The sequence below is a fragment of the Enterobacter sp. BNK-14 genome, assembly GCF_047456095.1.
Classification (GTDB): domain Bacteria; phylum Pseudomonadota; class Gammaproteobacteria; order Enterobacterales; family Enterobacteriaceae; genus Enterobacter; species Enterobacter kobei.
Genome location: NZ_CP179897.1, coordinates 1999399 through 2022273, shown reverse-complemented (window position 1 = coordinate 2022273; position 22875 = coordinate 1999399). Strand labels below are relative to the sequence as shown.

Annotated in this window: 26 protein-coding genes; 7 read left to right on the top strand and 19 right to left on the bottom strand. The window is 55.6% G+C overall.

Going from position 1 to position 22875, the window contains the following annotated elements; all coding sequences use genetic code 11:
* Positions 1-32: 32 nt before the first annotated feature.
* The 4 genes from ACMGGM_RS09610 to mutY form a co-directional block, all read right to left on the bottom strand.
* Entirely contained in the window at positions 33-1289 is a 1257-nt protein-coding gene (locus tag ACMGGM_RS09610; protein WP_014885202.1) for a nucleoside permease, read from the bottom strand.
* A 225-nt stretch (positions 1290-1514) separates the two neighbouring features.
* Positions 1515-2591, bottom strand: coding sequence for a membrane-bound lytic murein transglycosylase MltC (gene mltC, locus ACMGGM_RS09605; protein ID WP_014885201.1), 1077 nt, complete (start codon positions 2589-2591; stop codon positions 1515-1517).
* A gap of 124 nt (positions 2592-2715) precedes the next feature.
* A complete protein-coding gene (locus ACMGGM_RS09600; protein ID WP_003862425.1) occupies positions 2716-2988 on the bottom strand; it encodes an oxidative damage protection protein in 273 nt (90 codons plus the stop codon).
* Positions 2989-3014: 26 nt separating this feature from the next.
* Entirely contained in the window at positions 3015-4067 is a 1053-nt protein-coding gene (gene mutY, locus ACMGGM_RS09595; RefSeq protein ID WP_169809475.1) for an A/G-specific adenine glycosylase, read from the bottom strand.
* 144 nt (positions 4068-4211) lie between these two features.
* On the opposite strand from mutY, the gene trmB reads away from it, so the two are divergent.
* The 3 genes from trmB to ACMGGM_RS09580 are packed head-to-tail and all read left to right on the top strand — an operon-like array spanning position 4212 to position 6030.
* A complete protein-coding gene (trmB, locus tag ACMGGM_RS09590) occupies positions 4212-4931 on the top strand; it encodes a tRNA (guanosine(46)-N7)-methyltransferase TrmB (protein WP_014885199.1) in 720 nt (239 codons plus the stop codon).
* Positions 4931-5257 (top strand): YggL family protein, encoded by a 327-nt coding sequence (locus ACMGGM_RS09585; protein WP_063943586.1) that lies wholly within the window; start codon positions 4931-4933, stop codon positions 5255-5257. The genes trmB and ACMGGM_RS09585 overlap by 1 nt, the downstream gene beginning before the upstream one ends.
* A 56-nt stretch (positions 5258-5313) precedes the next feature.
* Positions 5314-6030, top strand: coding sequence for a DUF2884 domain-containing protein (locus ACMGGM_RS09580; protein WP_014885197.1), 717 nt, complete (start codon positions 5314-5316; stop codon positions 6028-6030).
* A gap of 81 nt (positions 6031-6111) precedes the next feature.
* On the opposite strand, the gene ACMGGM_RS09575 is transcribed toward ACMGGM_RS09580, so the two are convergent.
* The 6 genes from ACMGGM_RS09575 to ACMGGM_RS09550 all read right to left on the bottom strand — a co-directional run bounded on the left by ACMGGM_RS09575 (position 6112) and on the right by ACMGGM_RS09550 (position 9828).
* Positions 6112-6450, bottom strand: a complete 339-nt coding sequence (locus tag ACMGGM_RS09575) for an endonuclease domain-containing protein (RefSeq protein WP_023331282.1) — start codon at positions 6448-6450, stop codon at positions 6112-6114.
* 63 nt (positions 6451-6513) lie between these two features.
* Entirely contained in the window at positions 6514-7656 is a 1143-nt protein-coding gene (hemW, locus tag ACMGGM_RS09570; protein WP_014885195.1) for a radical SAM family heme chaperone HemW, read from the bottom strand.
* A complete protein-coding gene (locus ACMGGM_RS09565) occupies positions 7649-8242 on the bottom strand; it encodes an XTP/dITP diphosphatase (RefSeq protein WP_063943588.1) in 594 nt (197 codons plus the stop codon). Before ACMGGM_RS09565 ends, hemW begins: the two co-directional genes overlap by 8 nt.
* A gap of 3 nt (positions 8243-8245) precedes the next feature.
* Positions 8246-8542 carry a DUF167 family protein YggU gene (yggU, locus tag ACMGGM_RS09560; RefSeq protein ID WP_014885193.1) on the bottom strand — a complete coding sequence of 99 codons (297 nt, stop codon included), beginning with the start codon at positions 8540-8542 and terminating at the stop codon, positions 8246-8248.
* Positions 8539-9105, bottom strand: coding sequence for a YggT family protein (locus ACMGGM_RS09555; protein WP_014885192.1), 567 nt, complete (start codon positions 9103-9105; stop codon positions 8539-8541). Before ACMGGM_RS09555 ends, yggU begins: the two co-directional genes overlap by 4 nt.
* Positions 9106-9126: 21 nt before the next feature.
* On the bottom strand, positions 9127-9828 hold the full coding sequence (locus ACMGGM_RS09550; protein WP_014885191.1) for a YggS family pyridoxal phosphate-dependent enzyme: 702 nt from the start codon (positions 9826-9828) through the stop codon (positions 9127-9129).
* A 17-nt stretch (positions 9829-9845) separates the two neighbouring features.
* On the opposite strand from ACMGGM_RS09550, the gene ACMGGM_RS09545 reads away from it, so the two are divergent.
* Positions 9846-10826 (top strand): type IV pilus twitching motility protein PilT, encoded by a 981-nt coding sequence (locus ACMGGM_RS09545; protein ID WP_063943590.1) that lies wholly within the window; start codon positions 9846-9848, stop codon positions 10824-10826.
* A gap of 10 nt (positions 10827-10836) precedes the next feature.
* Here the strand turns inward: ACMGGM_RS09545 and ruvX are convergent, their stop codons facing one another.
* The 8 genes from ruvX to metK form a co-directional block, all read right to left on the bottom strand.
* On the bottom strand, positions 10837-11253 hold the full coding sequence (ruvX, locus tag ACMGGM_RS09540; protein ID WP_006811925.1) for a Holliday junction resolvase RuvX: 417 nt from the start codon (positions 11251-11253) through the stop codon (positions 10837-10839).
* A complete protein-coding gene (locus tag ACMGGM_RS09535) occupies positions 11253-11813 on the bottom strand; it encodes a YqgE/AlgH family protein (protein ID WP_008499752.1) in 561 nt (186 codons plus the stop codon). The genes ruvX and ACMGGM_RS09535 overlap by 1 nt, the downstream gene beginning before the upstream one ends.
* A 74-nt stretch (positions 11814-11887) precedes the next feature.
* Positions 11888-12835: a glutathione synthase gene (gene gshB, locus ACMGGM_RS09530; RefSeq protein WP_023331278.1), complete on the bottom strand. Its 948-nt coding sequence runs from the start codon at positions 12833-12835 to the stop codon at positions 11888-11890.
* A gap of 19 nt (positions 12836-12854) precedes the next feature.
* Entirely contained in the window at positions 12855-13586 is a 732-nt protein-coding gene (gene rsmE, locus ACMGGM_RS09525; RefSeq protein WP_023337758.1) for a 16S rRNA (uracil(1498)-N(3))-methyltransferase, read from the bottom strand.
* Between the two features lie 51 nt (positions 13587-13637).
* Complete coding sequence (gene endA, locus ACMGGM_RS09520; protein ID WP_045134810.1) at positions 13638-14345, bottom strand: deoxyribonuclease I; 708 nt, start codon at positions 14343-14345, stop codon at positions 13638-13640.
* Positions 14346-14439: 94 nt separating this feature from the next.
* Entirely contained in the window at positions 14440-14937 is a 498-nt protein-coding gene (locus tag ACMGGM_RS09515; protein WP_014885186.1) for a SprT family zinc-dependent metalloprotease, read from the bottom strand.
* Positions 14938-14995: 58 nt separating this feature from the next.
* On the bottom strand, positions 14996-16393 hold the full coding sequence (gene galP, locus ACMGGM_RS09510; RefSeq protein ID WP_014885185.1) for a galactose/proton symporter: 1398 nt from the start codon (positions 16391-16393) through the stop codon (positions 14996-14998).
* Between the two features lie 335 nt (positions 16394-16728).
* Positions 16729-17883: a methionine adenosyltransferase gene (metK, locus tag ACMGGM_RS09505; RefSeq protein WP_014885184.1), complete on the bottom strand. Its 1155-nt coding sequence runs from the start codon at positions 17881-17883 to the stop codon at positions 16729-16731.
* Between the two features lie 138 nt (positions 17884-18021).
* On the opposite strand from metK, the gene ACMGGM_RS09500 reads away from it, so the two are divergent.
* From ACMGGM_RS09500 to speA, 3 genes are all read left to right on the top strand, one after another.
* Positions 18022-18240, top strand: a complete 219-nt coding sequence (locus ACMGGM_RS09500) for a hypothetical protein (RefSeq protein ID WP_014885183.1) — start codon at positions 18022-18024, stop codon at positions 18238-18240.
* A 306-nt stretch (positions 18241-18546) separates the two neighbouring features.
* Positions 18547-18678, top strand: a complete 132-nt coding sequence (gene yqgB / locus ACMGGM_RS09495; RefSeq protein ID WP_127312443.1) for an acid stress response protein YqgB — start codon at positions 18547-18549, stop codon at positions 18676-18678.
* 8 nt (positions 18679-18686) lie between these two features.
* Complete coding sequence (gene speA / locus ACMGGM_RS09490) at positions 18687-20663, top strand: biosynthetic arginine decarboxylase (protein WP_014885182.1); 1977 nt, start codon at positions 18687-18689, stop codon at positions 20661-20663.
* Positions 20664-20761: 98 nt separating this feature from the next.
* Here the strand turns inward: speA and ACMGGM_RS09485 are convergent, their stop codons facing one another.
* Positions 20762-22873, bottom strand: coding sequence for a hemagglutinin repeat-containing protein (locus ACMGGM_RS09485; protein ID WP_414149176.1), 2112 nt, complete (start codon positions 22871-22873; stop codon positions 20762-20764).
* Positions 22874-22875 lie beyond the last annotated feature (2 nt).

Here is a 22875-nt window from a genome sequence, read left to right as displayed (position 1 = left end):
CCGGTAAGCGTTAGCGCCACCGGGCACAACAATCAATGCGCGATCGGCTGCGCACCGTTCGGCACACGCACGTGCTTGTACTTGAACAGCGCGATGAACGCGAAGAACAGCACCAGCGAGTATGCGGCGAAGATCAGCCACACCGGCTGCCAGTTGGTGATGCCGTTGGTGGTGTACATCTCTACCACTTTACCGCTCACCACGCCGCCCAGAATACAGCCGAAGCCGTTGGTCATCATCAGGAACATGCCCTGTGCGCTGGCGCGGATTTCAGGCTTCACTTCTTTTTCCACGAATACGGAACCGGAAATGTTGAAGAAGTCGAAGGCACAGCCGTAAACAATCATCGACAGCACCAGCAGTACGGTGCCGAATGCGCTCGGGTCGCCGTAGGCGAACAGACCAAAGCGCAACATCCATGCCGCGATACTGATCAGCATGACGTTCTTGATGCCGTAGCGGCTCAGGAAGAACGGGATGGTCAGGATGAACAGCGTCTCAGAGATCTGAGAGATGGACATCATCACCGACGCATGCTCAACGATAAAGCTTCCGGCAAACAGCGGATTGTTATCGAAGCTGTGCAGGAAGGTGTTGCCGAACATGTTGGTGATCTGCAGCTCTGCGCCCAACAGCATGGAGAAGATAAAGAAGATCGCCATCCGTTTGTTTTTAAACAGCGCGAACGCGTCCAGACCGAGCATGGTGCTCCAGCTCTGGTTTTTCTGCTGGTTTGAAACCGGAATGGTTGGCAGCGTCAGGGTGAAGATCGCCAGCAGCACGGAGAGCGCGGCACCGATGTAGAGCTGCATATGGCTCAGTTCAAAGCCTGCGAAGCTCACGCCCCACATTGCCATGATAAAGCCGATGGTGCCCCAGATACGGATTGGTGGGAAATCGGTCACGATATCCATCCCGGCAGATTTCAGGCGGTAGTAAGAGATGGTGTTGATCAGCCCAAGCGTTGGCATATAGGCCAGCGAGTTAAGCAGGATCACCATAAACATTGCCCCCGGCGTGGTCACTTCGGCCGCCATAAACAGCGTCCCCGCGCCCACCAGATGGCAAAGCATGTACAGCCATTTCGCACTTAACCATTTATCCGCCACGATACCGAGCAGTGTTGGCATGAAGACCGCCGCGATACCCAGCGAGCTGTAGACGGCACCGATTGACGCACCATCGAACTTGAGCGTCACAAACATATAGGAGCCGAGTGTAGTCAGCCAGCTACCCCACAGGCAGAACTGCAGAAACGACAATATTTTAAGCTGCAGCTTAAGGTTCATGTTACTTTCCTCACAAGTGAGCGGGAGATATGTTGTTTTTGGAACATTCAGGGTTGTTATTTGATGCAATTCTATCAGTTGGCAACGATATGTTTTGTTACCTCCCGCAAAAAAATGCAATCCACATTAATTTGCAGTTTGGATTGTGATGCAAATAACATTTTCGTATGGGTGTTCAAGTCCCCTCTCCCTTTTGGGGAGAGGGTTAGGGTGAGGGGGAGTTTTTTAGCGACGACGATAGTTCTTCTGCGCCGTATTGACCTTATACAGATAGCGGCGGGACTCCGCTGATGGGTGGCGGGTGGTGAGGGTTGAGTAAACATCCCCCGGCGCCATGCTGTTGATGATGTTTGCGGCCTGCACTTTGTCGTTCGAGAAGACGCGCAGCACGCTGCCCGCGCCGCCGTTATAGGCGGTGATTACGGCATAGCGGCGTGAGGTCGGGTTATCGATGCCGCCGAGATAAACATTGTTCAGCATCGCCAGATAGGCCGTGCCGGTATCAATGTTGCTCTGGGGATCGAACAGATAGCTACGGCTCGGCGTGCCGGATTTGCCCTGCGCGCGGAAGACGTCCTTACCGGCGCTGTGCTGGACTACCTGCATCAGCCCCAGGGCGTCGGAACGGCTAACTGCGTAAGGGTTGAACGACGATTCGGTCTGCATAATCGCCAGGATCAGCGACTCATCCACGCCGTACTTACGTGATGCCTGACGCACCATGCCAAGATACTTATGCGCACGCTTGTCGAGGTGGTTCGGCACGAGGTTGATGGTGACGCTATAAATTATCTTCAGGCCGTTAGAGCGGCTCTTCAGTCGCGTCTGCAGCAGATAGTCGGCAAATTTCGTGGCGCGACCTTCCCAGCGGATTGGCTGGCCGGTTTGATCGACAACCTGACCGTACAGGAACGGCTCTTTCGAGATGGTGATATCGTCGGCATCGGAGTAGAGATCGATAGATCCCGGGTCGTCACCCATCAGCAGGGTTTTGATAATCGCCTGACGCAGTCGTGCCGCAGGGTCAGTACCCGCGATGGTTTCAATGGTGATCGTACCCTCATCAAAGTTGATGTGGCTACGGGTCAGATAGGCGTCGGTGTACTTAACGTAGTCCTTCGGTCCGGCAATAAGAACTTCGTTAAATCCCCATATGTTCTCGATGTTGTGGGCAAACTGCCCCATCAAAATGTCAAAACCGTTGGTGTCCTTGATCCAGGCTTCGTTGTAATCATCGCCTTTTTTTGACGAACAGGAGACCAGCAACGGCGCAACAAGGGCTAGCGCTAAAAGTTTTTTCATCATTCCGGGCGTGCGTGTTGTGTTTGCTTAGTCGTTGCTATTGCCCGGCGGCGCTTCGCTTGCACGGGCCTACGGTTTTGTAGGCCGGGTAAGCGCAGCGCCACCCGGCAACAGCCGCTCAATATTATTTTTCTGGAGGCGTATAGCCTTCGATATGCACGTCTTTGCCTTCAAACAGGAAGTTCACCATCTCCTGTTCCAGCAGCTTGCGGTGTTCCGGGTTCATCATGCTGAGCTTTTTCTCGTTAATCAGCATGGTCTGCTTTTTCTGCCACTGTCCCCAGGCTTCTTTGGAGATCTCGTTATAAATGCGTTTACCCAGATCACCCGGATAAAGCTGGAAATCCTGGCCTTCAGCGTCACGCTGCAGGAAAGTACAAAAAATCGTTCTGGCCATACTCATTCCTCTTTTTCTTGTCGATGCTAAACCATTGCACCGGCACGTAATTGCTGTAACAGGCGCTCCACGGGAGCCGCCAGCCCGACTGATGGCGGTTGCGCTAAGTTATACCAGAGAGCGGTGCCTTCATCCATGCACGAGGCAAATGAGGACACGGGAAGCCACATCGGCACAATATCCAGGTGGAAATGGCTGAAGGTATGGCGAAACGCGGTCAGCTGTGTCAGGTTATCGGCAGCAATACCGCGCTGTTTAAGCCATTCACGCAGCAAATCTTCACCTTCAAACTGCGGGAAGCAATATAGACCGCCCCACAGGCCGCTCGGTGGACGCTGGGCCAGGAACACCTCGTCGCCGTGCTGCATCAGCAGCATGTAACCGGTGCGCTCCGGTAGCGTCTGCTTCGGTTTTTTCCCCGGGTATTGCGACCACGAATGGTTAGCGTAGGCCACGCAGAGAGTATTGAGCGGGCAGAGTTCGCACTTGGGTTTTGAGCGCGTGCAAACCATCGCACCCAGATCCATCATCGCCTGGTTAAAACGTTCGACGCCGTTGGCCGGGGTAACCGCTTCACTGATCTCCCACAGACGTTTCTCAACCTCTTTTTTACCGGGCCAGCCGTCCACGGCATAGCAACGTGCCAGCACGCGCTTCACGTTGCCGTCGAGGATCGGGAAATGCTTACCCAAAGAGAGAGAGAGAATGGCTCCCGCCGTTGAACGCCCGACGCCGGGTAAATCTGCCACTTCATCGAAGGTTTCCGGGAATTTACCGTTGTGGCGCGTGGCGACCTGCTGCGCGGCCTTGTGCAGATTACGCGCGCGGGCGTAATAGCCCAGGCCTGTCCACAGGTGCAATACCTCGTCCAGCGGGGCATTCGCCAGGTCTGTTACCGTCGGGAAGCGTGCCATAAAACGCTCAAAGTATGGGATCACCGTGGCGACCTGCGTTTGTTGCAACATCACTTCGGAGAGCCATACTTTGTAAGGCGTTTTTTCAATTTGCCAGGGCAGGGTTTTACGCCCGTATTTGTCGTACCAGTCCAGCACCTGGGCTGAAAATTGAGAGGCTTGCATGGTCATCGATTCACATAATCAGGGACGCAGATTGCAGCACAGCGTCAATCTGCTGTAAACCGGATCTTTCCCATGCTTGCATAGACGCCTTAACTTTGGATAATGCCCGTTTCCCGAACATTCTCACAAGCAGACAACTCTTTTATGAAAAACGACGTCATTTCACCGGAATTTGATGAAAACGGTCGCCCGCTGCGCCGTATTCGCAGCTTTGTCCGTCGTCAGGGCCGCCTGACAAAAGGGCAGCAACATGCGCTGGACAACTACTGGCCGGTGATGGGCGTTGAGTTCAGCGAGCAGCCGCTGGACTTTGCCGGGCTGTTTGGCCGCGAAGCGCCAGTCACGCTGGAGATTGGTTTTGGTATGGGCACCTCTCTGGTGACCATGGCGCAAGCTCGCCCGGAGCAGAACTTCCTCGGTATTGAAGTGCACTCCCCGGGCGTCGGCGCGTGTCTCGCAACTGCCCATGAAGAGGGTGTAGAGAACCTGCGCGTCATGTGTCATGACGCGGTGGAAGTGCTGCACAAAATGATTCCTGACAATTCTTTAACCATGGTTCAGCTCTTTTTCCCTGACCCGTGGCACAAAGCACGTCATAATAAACGCCGTATCGTTCAGGCACCGTTTGCCGAGCTGGTGAAAAGCAAGCTGAAACTGGGCGGCGTCTTCCATATGGCGACCGACTGGGAACCTTATGCGGAACATATGCTGGAAGTGATGTCGTCTCTGGACGGGTATAAAAACCAGTCTGAAAGCAACGACTATGTTCCGCGTCCGGATTCACGTCCGGTAACGAAATTTGAACAGCGTGGCCATCGTCTTGGTCACGGTGTATGGGACTTAATGTTCGAGAGGGTGAAATAATGGCAAAGAATCGTAGCCGTCGTCTGCGTAAAAAAATGCATATCGAAGAATTCCAGGAAGTGGGTTTCTCCGTTGCGTGGCGTTTCCCGGAAGGCACCAGTATAGAACAGATCGATCAGGACGTGGATGCCTTCATCAACGACGTGATTGAGCCCAACAAGCTGGCCTTCGACGGTAGCGGTTACCTGGCGTGGGAAGGTCTGATCTGCACCCAGGAAGTGGGTAAATGCACCGAAGAACATCAGGCGCTGGTTCGTAAATGGCTTGAAGACCACAAGCTGGAAGATGTCCGCGTCAGCGAACTTTTCGACGTTTGGTGGGACTAATAAAGCAGTCAAGGGCCAGCATTAGCTGGCCCATTTTGTCTGAGGGAGTGTTTAAGATGCGCAAAACGTTGCTGGCTGTTGCTTTGATGGCAACCGGATTCACCGCCCATGCGGAGTATAAATGTAGCGTAACCCCGCGTGATGACGTGGTGTTAAGCCCGCAAACCGTGCAGGTCAAAGGCGAGAACGGCAATCTGGTGATTACGCCGCAAGGGAACGTCACCTTTAACGGCAAAGAGTACAATCTGACAGCCGCACAGCGTGAGCAGGCGAAAGACTATCAGGCCGATTTGCGTACCGCGCTGCCATGGATTAATGAAGGAGCCCTGACGCGCGTCGAAAAAAGCCGTGTTGCACTGGATAAGATCATTACCAAAGAGGTGGGGGAGAGTAGCAATATGCGCTCCCGCCTGACGAAGCTCGATAAGCAGCTCAAAGAGCAGATGAACCGGATTATCGAGACGCGCTCTGATGGCCTGACGTTCCACTACAAGGCGATTGATCAGGTCCGTGCTGACGGACAGCAGCTGGTGAACCAGGCGATGGGCGGCATTCTGCAGGACAGCATCAACGAGATGGGGGCTAAAGCGGTCCTGAAGGGCGGCGGTAACCCGCTGCAGGGCGTGCTGGGCAGTCTGGGTGGCTTGCAGACCTCAATTCAGAACGAGTGGAAGAACCAGGAAGATGATTTCCAGCAGTTCGGCAAAGACGTGTGTAAACGCGTGGTGTCGCTGGAAGATAGCCGGAAGGCGCTGGTGGGGACGTTGAAGTAATCCTCTGCGCGCTGGGCCCCTCACCCCGGCCCTCTCCCCAGGGGAGAGGGTGTAAACGTTCCCTCTCCCTGTGGGAGAGGGTTAGGGTGAGGGCATCAGGCTCTGCAATTTTTGAAGAATAACCGTCAGCACTTCCTCTTCCTGAGAAGTAAATTCATTGTTCCAGAATCGCACGACTTCCCAGCCATTTGTATGCAAAAACTCTGTACGACGTGAATCGTATTTCTCTTTGCTTTGATGTTGCCCTCCGTCGAGCTCAATAATCAATTTCGCCTTAAAACAGGCAAAATCTGCAACATACGGCCCAATCGGCATCTGGCGGCGAAACTTATAGCCAAAGAACCGACGACCTCTGAGCAAATACCAGAGGCGAAATTCTTCGGGCGTCATTTGTTTGCGAAGTTGTTTTGAGTTTTCCATCCCCACACTCTGCCAGCTTTTCCTTCAGCCGGCAGAACGGGATGCAAAAACCTGAATTAGCCTTCAGGAATCGTCGGCGAGGAACAGCTCAAGAAGGGAATTTAAGAACAGTTTGCCGTGCTCGGTGATCTGCCAGTAATCTTCACACTCAGTCAGATACCCCTGCGCCAGCGCCTCGTCAATCTGAGGACGAATCACTGACTCCGGCAGACCGGTGTAACGCGCAAATTCCGCGCGCGGCGCGGCTTCCAGCAGGCGGAAGCGGTTCATAAAGAACTCAAACGGTTTATCCGCCGCCTCAACGTCGTGCTGGCGCTCGAGATAACGGCCTTCCATATACCCTCGCGGGTGGCGGGTTTTGGCGGTACGCAGAATACGACCGTCCGGGAAAGTCACCTTACCGTGCGCGCCGCAGCCAATTCCCAGGTAGTCGCCAAAACGCCAGTAGTTCAGGTTGTGCTGACACTGATACCCCGGTTTCGCATACGCAGACGTCTCGTACTGCTGATACCCCGCAGCGGTTAACAACTGGTGGCCCTGCTCGAAAATATCCCACAGCGCGTCGTCATCCGGCAGAACCGGAGGACGGGAACCAAACAGCGTGTTGGGTTCAATGGTGAGCTGATACCAGGACAGATGCGGCGGGTTAAGTTCAATCGCCTGGCGCAGATCGTCCAGCGCTTCGTCGAGCGACTGGTCCGGCAGGCCGTGCATCAAATCGAGGTTAAAGCTGCGCAGACCCAGTCCTGTCGCCAGGTTTGCCGCACGCTTTGCTTCCTCAGGGCCGTGAATGCGCCCCAGGCGCTTCAGTTTTGGCTCGCTAAAGCTCTGCACGCCGATGGAAATACGGTTCACGCCTGCACGCTGATACTCGACAAAACGATCGGCCTCAACGGTACCGGGGTTGGCTTCCATCGTAATTTCAGCATCCGCGGCCAGGTTCAGGCGCGCACGCACGCCGTCCAGCAGCGTCTGCATCGCCGGGCCTGACAGCAGGCTCGGCGTACCGCCACCAATGAAAATGGTCTTAACTTCACGTCCCTGTGCGTAAGGTACATCGGCGTCCAGGTCAGCCAGCAGATGCGCAACGTAGTCATCGTGCGGCACTTCACCTTTCAGCGCGTGCGAGTTGAAATCGCAGTACGGGCATTTCTGCACGCACCACGGGATGTGAATATAAAGACTCAGAGGTGGCAAATTAGCCATTACGCAGTGCTTCCAGTAACAGTTTCAGTGCGCGCCCACGGTGGGAAATCGCGCTTTTCTCTTCGCGGGTCAGTTCCGCTGCGGTTTTGCCCTCGGACGGGACAAAGAAAATCGGGTCGTAGCCAAAACCGCCGTTGCCCGCAGCTTCACGGGTAATCACGCCCGGCCAGCTACCGTGGCAGACGATCGGCGTCGGGTCCTCTGCGTGACGCAGATAGACCAGCACGCAGTGGAACTGTGCGGTCCGCTGTTCATGCGGTACGTCTTTCAGGGCAACAAGCAGCTTTTCCAGATTCTGCTGGTCGGTTGCATCAACACCGGAATAACGAGCAGAGTAAATCCCCGGCGCGCCGCCAAGAAAATCGACAGCCAGACCGGAGTCATCGGCAATGGCGGGCAGACCGGTAATCTGCGCGGCATGGCGTGCTTTCAGGATCGCATTTTCAATAAACGTCAGCCCCGTCTCTTCGGCAGAATCTACGCCAAGATCGGTCTGAGCGACCACATCCAGCCCAAAATCATTTAATAGCGAGGCCAACTCGCGCACTTTACCGGCGTTGCCGGTCGCGAGAACAACTTTCTGCATGGTTTAGTCCTGTTCTGTCAAAGCCGCGACTTCCGTCGGGATGGATTGCGGGTTGAGGATTTTTACCTGTTTATGCCGCCCCAGTTCGCCTTTTTCAATGATGACCTGGCTTTTGGCCACGCGAAACTGTTTTGCCAGATATTTGGTCAGATGCGCGTTTGCCTGACCGTCAACCGGCGGGGCGGTGATGGCGACTTTTAACTCGTCGCCATGCAGTCCAACAATACTGTCACGGCTGGCTTTCGGCTGAATATACAGCCGCAAAACCAGCCCGTCAGCGCAGGTGCTTACGGCACTCATAGCGCCATCCACAGCCCCGGCAACAGCATGTCGCCCGTAGACTGCAGCAGTTCAGCGATCCCCATGTTGATCACATAGAGCAGCAGAACCAGAATCATCGGGGAGAAGTCGATGCCGCCCATAGAGGGAAGTAAGTTACGGATCGGACGCAGCAGCGGCTCGGCCAGCTGAATCAGGGCATACTCTACCGGGCTACGCCCCTGGCTCACCCAGCTCATGATGGCCATCACCAGCAGCACCCAGAAAATCAGCAGACCGACGGTTTTGATCAGAATCAGCACGGCGGCAATCCAGATAATCGGCTGGAAGGTGATGACCATAAACAGCACGATGGCTTTGATAACGCTAAGAATAAACGCTACCAGCAGCGAAGCGCTGTCGATGGGACCCATGGCCGGGATAATACGGCGCAGGGGCCCGACAATAGGTTGCGTGATTTTCACGACAAACTGGGAGAACGGATTGTAAAAATCACAACGGGCCCACTGCATCCAGACGCGCAGCAAAAGCGCCATCGTATACAGCTCAATGACCGTTGAGAGCAGGAAAGTCAACGTCTTCATGGCGTTCCTCAAGTTTCCTTATTATTTGGAGTAGTCGCGCGCACCGAAAATGGCGGTACCGATGCGCACCATAGTGCTGCCTGCCGCGATGGCGGCTTCCATATCATCCGACATGCCCAGAGAAAGCGTGTCTACCGTGTTGTAGCGCGCTTTAAGCGCCTCAAATGCTACAGCCATTTGCTGTGCCACGGCAAACTGCCTTTCATAACTTGACTCTGGCGCCGGAATAGCCATCAGCCCACGCAGGGTTAAGCGTGGCAGGGCGGCCACGTCTGCGGCCAGCGCATCCAGCTCGCTTAGCGCAATGCCGGACTTGCTATTTTCGTCGCTGATGTTGATTTGTATCAGCACGTTAAGCGCTGGCATCTCTGCCGGGCGTTGTTCGTTCAGGCGTGTGGCAATGCGCAGACGGTCAATCGTATGGCACCAGTCGAAGTGCTCTGCCACCAGACGGCTTTTGTTCGACTGCAGTGGACCAATAAAGTGCCACTGAAGATCCGTATTCCCCTTTTCCCGGAAGTCGCGAATTTTATCCACGCCTTCCTGCACGTAGTTCTCACCAAATGCGCGCTGGCCTGCATCAATCGCTTCTGCGATGGCGCTCGCAGGCTTGGTTTTGCTGACTGCAAGGAGCGTAATTTCTTCTGAAGCACGGCCGCAACGCGTTGCGGCAGCTGAGATTTTGTCCCGGACCTGTGCCAGGTTATGCGCAATGTCGTTCATTTTCCGAGGAGTAGTCTATGGATGTGGAAGAAATGGTGGCCCTTAGTGTAAATCATAACGTCTCCGATCTACACCTGTGCAGTGATTCGCCACCCCGCTGGCGCCGGTCAGGACGCCTTGAACCCGCGCCGTTTCCGCCGCCAGATGTCGGGGCGTTATTAAAAGCGTGGCTCAATGATGAGCAGCAGGGAAGCTGGTGGGCTCACGGTCAGGTCGATTTTGCCGTGACGGTGGCAGAAGGCCAGCGTCTGCGCGGGAGTGCGTTTAAGCAGATTAACGGGGTGTCCATCGCCCTGCGGTTGCTGCCACGCACCTGTTCGCCACTCTCTTCGCTGGGCGTGCCGCGTGCCATTCCGGAACTGTTATCCAGTGACAACGGGTTGATTCTGGTGACGGGGGCGACCGGCAGCGGCAAATCCACCACTCTGGCGGCGATGGTCGATTTTCTCAACCACCATACTGACGGGCATATCCTCACGCTTGAAGATCCGGTGGAGTATCTGTACCGGAGCGAACGCTGCCTGATTCAGCAGCGGGAAATAGGTCAGCACTGCCCGTCTTTTGTCGAGGCGCTGCGCGGAGCGTTACGCGAGGATCCAGATGTGATTTTGCTGGGGGAGCTGCGTGATGCAGAGACGATCCGTCTCGCGTTGACGGCGGCGGAGACCGGGCATCTGGTGCTGGCGACACTGCATACGCGGGGTGCCTCGCAGGCCATTGAGCGGCTGGTGGACACCTTCCCGGCGCAGGAGAAAGACCCGGTACGTAACCAGCTGGCCGGTAGCCTGCGTGCGGTGCTGGCACAGAGGCTGCTTCCCGACCTGCAGGGTGGGCGTGTCGCGCTGTATGAACTGCTGGTGAATACCCCGGCGGCGGCAAATCTGATTCGTGAAGGAAAAACGTGGCAACTGCCCGGTATCATTCAAACAGGCCAGCAGGCGGGAATGCAGAACTTTGATCAGAGCGTGGCGGAGAGACGGGCGCAGGGGCGGCTATAGGCCCCTGAGATTAATAGCCCTGTTCGAAATAGCTTTCGAGGATGATGACGGCAGAGGCGGAGTCTACGCTGCCTTTGTTGAGCGCCCGGAAGCCACCATGCTCAAACAGGCCAGCACGCGCTTCGACGGTGCTAAGACGCTCGTCGTGAAGCTTCACGGAGACGCCAAAGCGGCCATGGATTTTATTGGCGAACTTACGCGCGCGGGCGGTAAGGGGTTGTTCGGTGCCGTCCATATTCAGCGGCAGCCCAACGATAACATCATCCGGTTGCCACTCTTTCAGCAGACGTTCGATAAGATTCCAGTCAGGCGTGCCGTCGTTGGCCTTCAGGGCCGTGAGCGGACGCGCGGTACCGGTGATGCGCTGACCCACAGCGACGCCAATGCTTTTAGTACCAAAATCAAAGGCCAAAAGTGTTCCGCTCATCAGGCGTGCCCCGCGACACCAGGCATGGTCAGAATATCAATGCCAATCAGTTTTGCCGCATCGCGCCAGCGATCGGCTATCGGGGTTTTAAACAGAATATTCATGTCCGCTGGTGCGGTAAGCCAGGCGTTATCGAGGATTTCCTGCTCAAGCTGGCCTTTCTCCCACGACGAGTACCCCAGCGCCACCAGCACTTCGGAAGGCTGTTCTGCGGTACCCAGCGTTTCGAGCACGTCGCGCGAGGTGGTGATCACGGTGTTATCGGAGATGCGGATACTGGAAGAGAATACCGGCGGGGTATGCAGGATAAAGCCGCGATCTTCTGCAAGTGGTCCACCCAGCATCACCGGTTTATCAAGCCGGATCTCCGGCAGTCGCGCTTCAGCCGGGATTTTCAGCTTGTCCAGAATCCCTTCAACCTGCAGGTTTTCCAGCGGCTTATTGATGATAATGCCCATCGCGCCGTCTTCATTGTATTCACAAATATAAACCACGGCGCGGCGAAAAATCGGATCCTGGAGAGCAGGCATGGCAATAAGAAAGTGATGCTGTAAATTCATTGTCAGAGGTACTGTTTCCTGGTTTAAAAAGCGACAGCGCCCAGTATGGGGATAAAGCCGGGCGCTGTCACAGATTATTTCTGTAAACGTTTTTCGATAGCGTCCATCAGCATTCCGGTGATCGAGATCGGGAACTCCGCTTCGATTTCGCGAATGCAGGTTGGGCTGGTGACGTTCACTTCCGTCAGGCGATCGCCAATGATGTCCAGGCCAACAAAGATCAGGCCTTTGGCTTTAAGCGTTGGGCCAACGCGGCGGGCAATTTCCCAGTCGCTTTCTGTCAACGGGCGCGGCTCACCGCGTCCACCGGCCGCCAGGTTACCGCGCGTTTCGCCACCTTGTGGGATACGTGCCAGGCAGTAAGGTACGGGTTCGCCATCCACGACCAGAACGCGTTTGTCGCCATCTTTAATGGCGGGCAGATAGTTCTGGGCCATGCAGTAGCGGGTACCCAGTTCGGTCAGGGTTTCGGCAATCACGCCAATGTTCGGGTCGCCTTCCTTCACGCGGAAAATAGACGCGCCGCCCATGCCGTCCAGCGGCTTCATGATGATATCGCCGTGTTTTTGCCAGAACTCCTTCAACTGAGCTTTGCTGCGGGTCACCAGCGTTTCAGGCGTCAGGTCTGAGAACCAGGCGGTATAAAGCTTCTCGTTGCAGTCGCGCAGGCTCTGCGGCTTATTGACGATCAGCGTCCCTTTCTCTTCGGCACGCTCAAGGATATAGGTGGAGTAGATGTATTCGGTGTCGAACGGCGGATCTTTACGCATCAGAATAACGTTGAGATCGGCCAGGGCAATATCCTGCTCGGTGCCAAACTCGTACCATTTGTCGTAGTTCTGCTCGACGTTAACGATGCGGGTACGCGCGCGGGCTTCACCGTTGATCAGGTAAAGATCGTTCATCTCCATATAGTGGAGCTCATAGCCGCGACGCTGCGCTTCCAGCAACATAGCGAAGCTGGAATCTTTCTTGATGTTAATGTTTGCGATGGGGTCCATCACGATGCCGAGCTTAATCATGTTCTTCTCCGTTTATACTTCAACCCAGATCGCCAAACCGTACCTGTAGCGCGGTAATGGCCGTGAGTGCCGTTGTCTCAGTGCGCAGAACGCGAGGTCCCAACAGAATATCAGTAAACTGGTAACGCGCCGTCATCGCAATTTCTTCCGCCGACAGGCCGCCTTCGGGGCCAATCAGCAGGCGTACACGTTCAACGGGCAGCGGCAGCGTATTAATGCTGGCGCTGGCGCGCGGATGAAGATTGAGCTTCAGCCCGCTCTCCTCTTCGGCACACCAGTCCTCCAGGTCCATTGCCGGGCGGATCTCCGGTATGCGGTTGCGGCCGCTCTGTTCACACGCCGCAATGGCAATTTTCTGCCACTGCTGGATCTTTTTGTTCAGACGTTCCGCATCCAGTTTAACGCCACAGCGCTCGGAAAAAAGTGGCGTAATGAGGCTTACACCCAGCTCAATGGATTTTTGAATGGTGAATTCCATCTTTTCCCCGCGCGACATCACCTGGCCCAGGTGGATGTGCAGCGGCGATTCACGATCGTCCACTTCACCGCGCAACACATTCACATGTACGCTTTTTTTATCCGCCCGGGTGATTTCCGCCTCGAAAATCTGATTAGAGCCGTCGAAAAGCTGTATTGCCTGGCCAGCCCCCATGCGCAGCACGCGGCCAACGTGGTTGGCCGCGTCGTCAGACAGGGCGATTTCGCGACCTGCGGTAATCAGTTCAGGGTGGTAAATGCGAGGAATGCGCATAGTCAGAAATTCCATATGTCATGCGAGATAAGCGAATTGCCGTAGTGTAGGTTAGCTCTTTTGCGCCTGGCAAGCCCGCTGGACGTACGGGTTATGATTCCCCTGGACTCTGGCGATGCGTTCGTCGCGCTGACATTCCCACTCCGTCACCGGATATTGCTTATCCCACGCATTGAACAACTGCGTCTGTTGACGGGAGAGGTTGAGGTCGTAGCGGTCACGCATGTAGAAGTAGGTGCGGGCGATGCTGCCGCGCGCGCGGGCAGGCGGCTCGGCGACTTTTTCTTTAAAATCCACCTTCATGCCGCACTGGCCATATTGGCCTTCGCCACCGTTCCACTGGCTGTACATAAAGTTGCCGCGGTCACCGTTCACTTCACCCACGGCGGGCTGCAGGTTATGCATATCGCTTTCCATCTGGCGGTAGACAGGATCTTTAGAACAGTTTTTACGACCGCCATCCTGCCAGCACTGGCGCTGGTGGCCAAACTGCCATGCCGGAACGACATGTTCCCATTCGATGCGGCTGGCGCGGTTTTCGTTTTTACGCACCTTATAGCCGCAGGACTCCAGGTCCACGACCCCTTTTTTACCATGCCAGTTAATTTTACAGCCGCAGTAGAAATCGCCCGGCACATCGGCGTTCACCTTCACGCCTGCTGCCTTGGCCTGGGAAAAACTGTTGATACCATCGGCCAGAGCATGGCCTGAGAACGCTGTCGTCAGAAAGGCGACCGCGAGAGAAAAATTACGGGACATCTTACACTCCGTGTCAAAACGAGCCCGCAACGTAACGAATGTTTTTCCTGTATGCAATCAGTCAGATCAGGAAAGTTCCTGAATGTTCAAATGATTACTCCGCAATAAGCGGTTCGCCGCATTTGACGCAGCGGTAGGTCGCCTCGCCGCGGACCACGCGATTATGGCGGCGGACGGTAAGCTGATGCTGCTGACACTGGCAGCGGTAGGGGAACGTATTGCGACGTACAGATTCCAGCTCGAACTGATGAGTTCTGCGCGCCGGAACGCCCAGTACTGCCTCCATCATCCACTTCCACTCTTTTCCGTGCGGCGCGACGCGACCAAAATGTTTCCACACCAGGAGGTGAGCCAGCTCATGCGGCACCACTTCCTCAATAAACGCCTGCTGGTTTTCCATCATCAACACCGGGTTCAGGCGGATCTCATACGATTCCAGCCAGGCAGTACCCGCCGCGGTGCCACGCTGCTGATAGACGAGCTTCGGTTCAGGGTAATTCCGACCGAGCTTCAGGTTCGCCTGGGCGAGTTTTTCCCGCAGGCTGCGCATAACGGCTTGCTGAAGGGCGATGGGGAGACGGGGAGCTTTCATAGGGGCAGAGCATAAAGCGCGAAGCGGGGAGGCGCAAGAGGCGCCTCCCGCAAGAGGATTAGTCGTGTGCGCCGATTTCGCGCAGTGGACGACCTTTCATCAGGTTACGTTCAATATGTTCCAGTGAAACATGTTTGGTTTCTGGAACCAGCCAGATGGTCAACACAATAAAGAAGATGTTCAGACCGGCGTAGACCCAGAAGGTGTTGGCATTGCCCAGGGTATTGAGCATGGTCAGGAACGTCGCGCCGACGATCATGTTGGCAATCCAGTTGGTTGCAGTTGAGCAGGTGATACCAAAATCACGCCCTTTCAGCGGCTGGATCTCAGAACACAGTACCCAAATCAGCGGACCGGCGCTCATCGCGAACCCGACGATAAACATCAGCAGCATGCCTACCGCAAAATACTGTGCGGTTGGGGAGTGGATGCCGACGTGCATCATGGTGCCCAGCACGCCCATACCGATCGCCATGACCAGGAAGCCCAGCGTCAGGGTAGGTTTACGTCCCCAGCGGTCCACCAGGCCGATCGCGATAAAGGTCGCCAGCACGTTGGTCAGGCCGACGATGACGGTGCCCCACATCTGCTCGGTGGTGTTGGTATAACCCGCCAGCTCAAAGATTTTTGGCGCGTAATACATGATGACGTTCATCCCGGTGAACTGTTGCATCACCTGCAGCAGCACGCCGAGGAATACTGCGCGACGGAAGTTGCTGTTCTCTTTAAACAGCGCCCAGCCAGACTGCTTCACCTTCAGGCTTTCGCGGATCTCTTCCAGCTCGTTTTTCGCCTCCGCACTGGTGTCGCGCAGGCGCAGCAGCACCCGTTCGGCATCGTGGAAGCGGCGCTTTGCGGCAAACCAGCGTGGGCTGTCCGGCAGGAAGAAGACGCCAATCAGCAGCAAAATGGCCGGGATGATGATCACGCCAAGCATCCAGCGCCATGCGCCGCTGTAGCTGAACGCGGTATCGGAAAGATAAGCCCCGAGAATACCGATGGTAATCATCAGCTGGTACATCGAAATCATACTGCCGCGAATTTTCTCTGGCGCAATTTCAGAGAGATAGAGCGGGGCGGTGTAGGACGCGACGCCGACGGCCAGCCCCAGCAGTACGCGGGAAAGAATAAGCACTTCAACGTTAGGGGCGGCAGCAGAGAAGAGTGAACCGGCGACGAAGAGAATGGCACCAATCATTAGGCTCTTTTTACGTCCGAGCTTGAAGGAGAGCCAGCCGCTGCCGACAGCACCAACCGCTGCGCCAAACATCATCGAGCTGACCACCCATTCCTGGGTATGCGCGTTAATCTGGAATTCGTCTGCGATGAAGGGAAGGGCGCCAGCAATCACGCCGATATCCAGGCCAAAAAGTAAACCTGCCAGGGCGGCGAGGAAGCAGACGAAGAATGTCATCGCCTTGTTGGACGTACGCCCCTGTTTTTTATTGTCAGGCATTATGCCCTCCAGTTGGGTTATCAGTTTTATTGATGTTAAGGGTAGGTGAGTGACCCGTAAAAATATGTGAGATTAATCACATTGGTGTAATCGGTTACACTGGTGTGTAACCGTAAAAATTATTAAAGCTTTGAAAATATAGAGGTAAATGAGGTGATATGCATCGCGAAAGAATACATTTCAGACTTAACTGAAAGGAAATGTAACAGCACAAGAAATGCCATCACGCAAAGAGATTATTCCGAAAGCGAGGTACATGGACTGGCGTGTAAGCGGTTCCAAACAAAAAAAAAGCCAGCACAAAGGCTGGCTTTTTTAACGCTCTTGTCAGTCGATTATTTCAGACCGGCAGCTTCACGCAGCAGGGCGGCTTTGTCGGTTTTTTCCCATGGGAAATGTTCACGACCAAAGTGACCGTATGCCGCGGTTTCTTTGTAGATTGGGTGCAGCAGATCCAGCATCTGAATCAGTCCGTATGGACGCAGGTCGAAGAACTCGCGTACCAGCAGGGTCAGCTGTTCTGAAGGCACTTTCTCGGTACCGAAGGTTTCAACCATGATGGAGGTTGGCTCAGCCACGCCGATGGCGTAAGAAACCTGAATCTCACAGCGGTCTGCCAGGCCGGCAGCAACGATGTTTTTCGCAACATAACGTGCCGCGTATGCCGCAGAGCGATCAACTTTAGACGGATCTTTACCAGAGAACGCACCGCCGCCGTGACGTGCCATGCCGCCGTAGGTATCAACGATGATTTTACGTCCGGTCAGACCGCAGTCACCCATTGGGCCGCCGATAACAAAGCGTCCGGTTGGGTTGATGAAGAATTTGGTCGCAGAGCTCAGCCATTCGGTCGGCAGAACCGGCTTGATGATCTCTTCCATCACTGCTTCTTGCAGGGATTTCTGGTCAATCTCTTCGGAATGCTGGGTAGACAGTACCACCGCATCGATGCCAACGATTTTGCCGTCATCGTACTGGAAGGTGACCTGGCTTTTTGCATCCGGGCGCAGCCACGGCAGGGTGCCGTTTTTGCGTACTTCAGCCTGACGCTGTACCAGACGGTGCGCGTAGGTGACCGGGGCTGGCATCAGCACGTCGGTTTCGTTGGTCGCGTAGCCAAACATCAGGCCCTGGTCGCCCGCGCCCTGTTCCAGTGGATCGGCACGGTCAACGCCCTGGTTGATGTCTGGAGACTGTTTGCCAATGGCGCTCAGCACCGCGCAAGAATTGGCATCAAAGCCCATATCAGAATGCACATAACCGATTTCACGCACCGTGTTACGGGTGATCTCTTCGATATCAACCCATGCGCTGGTGGTGATCTCACCGCCAACCAGAACCATGCCAGTTTTGACATAGGTTTCGCACGCGACGCGCGCTTTAGGATCCTGCGCCAGGATCGCATCCAGCACCGCATCGGAGATTTGGTCAGCAATTTTATCAGGATGTCCTTCTGATACGGACTCGGACGTAAACAGGTGTTTTGCCATGTTTTATTTCACCTAAGAGGAATTTGGTTAGCTCAAGCTGCTGTGTGGAATAGCCAAAGGAGATAATTCTACCAAGGCCTGCAGGTTTTTGACACTGGCAGTATGAGTGTTAATCAGTATAGATGGATTAACATCTGGATGGCTATTTTAGGTCACTTCTTCGCCCGATTTCCAGTTTTTTTTGATTCATCTCTCACGGCGTTGAAATGTCTGCTGGAAATTTTTCCTGACGGCGCTGGCAACCCACGCATTTTTGTTTTGCTTTTTAGCCCCCTTCTCGGTATAAAACGCGGCGCGCGGCTCATACAAAATAAGCGCTCGATGAACTCATCGAGTCGCCACTTCCAGCCGGGTTAAGCAGTGAACTTTTAGCTTTGGCTTGGGGTCCGTTTCAGCAGAGGCGGCCGTGGAGGTGATACGAGATAATGAACCATCGTTTTCCGCTAATTCAGCGCAGCCGTTCTGGCGCGCATTTGATTCCCGCAACCCGCATTTCTAGTCTGCAAACCTGCCGATGTTATACCCATCTCGGCGCTTCTCAGGATTCCAGGGCCGGTCAGGCTGTGTGAAAACTGAACAAGGGCGCTCTTGTTAATACAAGAGTTTTCTCGTGGTTTCGCCGAACCTTGTCATACAGAGTTCGGATACGTGTTTTACAATGATATGAATAAGAAACCGGTCGCACGGTCTGGATTTCAGCATACTCTGCTGGGAAATGGAGCCGTTTATGGGTTGTTATCGCCGTATAACGCTGCGATAGTAGTCAACTGTTTTACACTTAATACAAAGAGTTGAGGTTCGCTATGTCTGACGACATGTCTTCTTTTTCGCCTTCGTCAGCGGGCGAACAGGGTGTACTACGTTCTATGCAGGAGGTTGCGATGAGCTCCCAGGAAGCCAGCAAGATGCTGCGCACATACAATATTGCCTGGTGGGGCAATAACTACTACGACGTCAACGAACTGGGCCACATCAGCGTTTGCCCGGATCCGGACGTCCCTGAAGCGCGCGTGGACCTCGCCAAACTGGTGAAAGCCCGTGAAGCACAGGGCCAGCGTTTGCCTGCACTGTTCTGCTTCCCGCAGATCCTGCAACATCGCCTGCGTTCTATTAACGCCGCCTTCAAGCGCGCGCGTGAATCCTACGGCTATAAAGGCGACTACTTCCTGGTTTACCCGATTAAGGTGAACCAGCACCGCCGCGTGATTGAGTCCCTTATCCACTCCGGCGAGCCGCTGGGCCTCGAAGCCGGCTCCAAAGCGGAGCTGATGGCGGTTCTGGCGCATGCGGGCATGACCCGTTCGGTCATTGTCTGTAACGGCTACAAAGACCGTGAGTACATTCGTCTGGCGCTGATTGGCGAGAAGATGGGCCACAAGGTCTATCTGGTTATCGAGAAGATGACTGAAATCGCGATCGTGCTGGAAGAGGCTGAACGTCTTAACGTGGTGCCACGCCTCGGCGTGCGTGCGCGTCTGGCGTCTCAGGGTTCCGGTAAATGGCAGTCCTCCGGCGGTGAAAAATCCAAATTCGGCCTCGCGGCGAACCAGGTACTGCAGCTGGTGGAAATTTTGCGCGAGCGCGGTCGTCTGGACAGCATTCAGCTTCTGCACTTCCACCTCGGTTCGCAGATGGCCAATATTCGCGATATCGCCACCGGCGTGCGTGAATCAGCCCGTTTCTACGTTGAGCTGCACAAGCTTGGCGTGAATATTCAGTGCTTCGACGTGGGCGGTGGCCTGGGCGTGGACTACGAAGGGACCCGCTCGCAGTCTGACTGCTCGGTGAACTATGGTCTGAATGAATACGCCAATAACATCATCTGGGCGATCGGTGATGCCTGTGAAGAGCACGGCCTGCCGCACCCGACGGTGATCACCGAATCCGGTCGCGCGGTGACCGCGCACCATACGGTGCTGGTCTCTAATATCATCGGCGTTGAGCGTAGCGAAATTTCCGAAGCGACGCCGCCGCAGGATGATGCACCGCGTTCCCTGCAAAGCATGTGGGAAACCTGGCAGGAGATGCACGAGCCGGGCACGCGTCGCTCCCTGCGCGAATGGCTGCACGACAGCCAGATGGATCTGCACGATATTCACGTCGGCTACTCGTCAGGCACCTTCAGCCTGCAGGAGCGTGCGTGGGCGGAGCAGCTTTATCTGAACATGTGCCATGAAGTGCAGAAGCAGCTCGACCCGAGCAACCGCGCGCACCGTCCGATTATCGACGAGCTGCAGGAACGTATGGCGGATAAGATTTACGTCAACTTCTCGCTGTTCCAGTCGATGCCGGATGCATGGGGTATCGACCAGCTGTTCCCGGTTCTGCCGCTGGAAGGGCTGAACCACGCCCCGGAACGTCGCGCGGTGCTGCTGGACATCACCTGTGACTCCGACGGTGCTATCGACCATTACGTTGACGGCGACGGTATCGCCACCACCATGCCAATGCCGGAGTACGACCCGGAGAACCCGCCGATGCTGGGCTTCTTTATGGTCGGGGCGTACCAGGAGATCCTCGGCAACATGCACAACCTGTTCGGTGATACCGAAGCGGTTGACGTGTTTGTCTTCCCTGACGGCAGCGTGGAAGTTGAGCTGTCTGACGAGGGGGATACCGTGGCAGACATGCTGGAATACGTTCAGCTCGATCCGAAAACGCTGCTGACCCAGTTCCGCGACCAGGTGAAAAACACCGGTCTCGACGATGCATTGCAGCAGCAGTTCCTGGAAGAGTTTGAGGCGGGGCTGTACGGGTATACTTATCTCGAAGACGAGTAATTATTCCGCCAGCTGAATATGAAAAGGGTCTGACCGTGGTCAGACCCTTTTTTATGGCTACATGAAAACCCCGCCGGTGAACGACGGGGAGAGGGCGGTTAACTCAGCTGTTCGTCCTGGAACGTAATGGTCACCTTCGCATAGATATTAATTGGCGTTTCCGCCATTAGCGGCAGCCACTGCTTCGGCTGGGCTGTTGCGCTCATATCGCCGTTCCACTGCTTGTGCTCAGGCGTTTTCGGCATGTCCATGCCGGTCTGACCGGTGGAAGAACCCGGCGAGAGCTTGACGTCGGTGCCTTTCGGGTTGCTCGACGGCGTGACACCGTTGGTCATGTCGCCGTTCCACTGCTTGTGCTCAGGCGTTTTCGGCATGTCCATGCCGGTCTGGCCGGTGGAGGAACCCGGCGAGAGCTTCACGTCGGTGCCTTTCGGGTTGCTCGACGGCGTGACACCGTTGGTCATGTCGCCGTTCCACTGCTTGTGCTCAGGCGTTTTCGGCATGTCCATGCCGGTCTGACCGGTGGACGAACCTGGCGAGAGCTTGACGTCGGTGCCTTTCGGATTGCTCGACGGCGCCACGCCGTTGGTCATGTCGCCGTTCCATTTTCTGTGCTCAGGCGTTTTCGGCATATCTTTGCCGGTTTTACCGGTTGCAGAACCCGGAGAAAGCGTTGGGTAATTCGTATTTGGAACGTCCCATTTTTTCTTCGGCGTTGTGCTGTCAGCCGGTTTCGGCGCAGGCTTCAGGTCATCCGCTTTCGACGGCGTAACGGCAGGCACCGCTTCGCTGTGCGCGGTTTCAGACGGGGTGGTATCCGTCTTCGTCGTGCTGTCAGCCGGTTTCGGTGCAGGCTTCAGGTCATCCGCTTTCGACGGCGTAACGGCAGGCACCGCTTCGCTGTGCGCGGTTTCAGACGGGGTGGTATCCGTCTTCGTCGTGCTGTCAGCCGGTTTCGGTGCAGGCTTCAGGTCATCCGCTTTCGACGGCGTAACGGCAGGCACCGCTTCGCTGTGAGCGGTTTCAGACGGGGTGGTATCCGTCTTCGTCGTGCTGTCAGCCGGTTTCGGCGCAGGCTTCAGATCGTCCGCTTTCGACGGCTTAACGGCAGGCACCGCTTCGCTGTGCGCGGTTCCAGACGGGGTGGTATCCGTCTTCGTCGTGCTGTCAGCCGGTTTTGGCGCAGGCTTAAGATTGTCCGCTTTCGACGGCGTAACGGCAGGCACCGCTTCGCTGTGCGCAGGTTTCGCTGGCGTATCCTCTTTCTTCTTCGTGCCATCGCCTGAATGCTTCGACGAGCCGCCGCCATTGCGGTGGTCGCTCGGCGTATCGACGTCGTAACTGCCTTTTTTCTTCTTACCGATACCAGGATCCGCAAGGGTATAGGAGATATTGTTACCCGCTTCTTTTTCGTCACGGGTGACAACGGACATCTCATCCTTGTTGGTGTTGATCTCGCCAGTCGTACCTTTGCTGGTGGTGCCCCCCACGGAAATGGTGGATTTCTGCGTTTCGTTACGGTGGATCTCATCGACCGTATCCACGTAGATGTTAGCCGATGGAATGCCGCCTTTTTTACCCGGCAAACCACCGATACCTACGCCGCCACCGCCGTACAGGCCGTCCTGCTCAACGGTATCTTGCAGGTCTTTGGCGTTGATATTGCCCGCAACGTTGACGTTACCGGTGCCATTATCAGAGACGATATTGGCCCCCGCCATGTTGAGGTCGCCGCCGGTTTTCACCTGCACGTCCCCCGTGGTGTGAATGCCGGACTGCTTCGCGGTGGTTGCCGAGTCATAAGCCTCTGAGCCGCCGCCGTTAACGGCCCCGGTAGGCATCACGCCTTTCGTCGACACGGCTACACCGACGGATGCACCCCAGTTGGCACGCTCGTTGTCCGTGTGAACCGTATCCTGAAGGGAGTTCACGGTCATATCCCCTGCAACATCCACGTCCGCGGTATTGGCGTCAATGTTGGCACCGCTCATGGTCATGTCGCCGCCGGACTTAATTTTGACGTCGCCTGCCGTAATGGTGCTGTTGGTGTAGCTGGTGCTGTTGCCTGTTCCGGTCTCTTTGCTGCCGCTGTAGTCGACAGACGCGCCGCCGCTCACGCCGGAGAGATCCACGCCCACGCCAGCCGAGATGCCCGCCGAGTGCTCCTCGGTGGTGTTGCTGTAGCTGGATGTGGATTTCGCCGCATTCATGT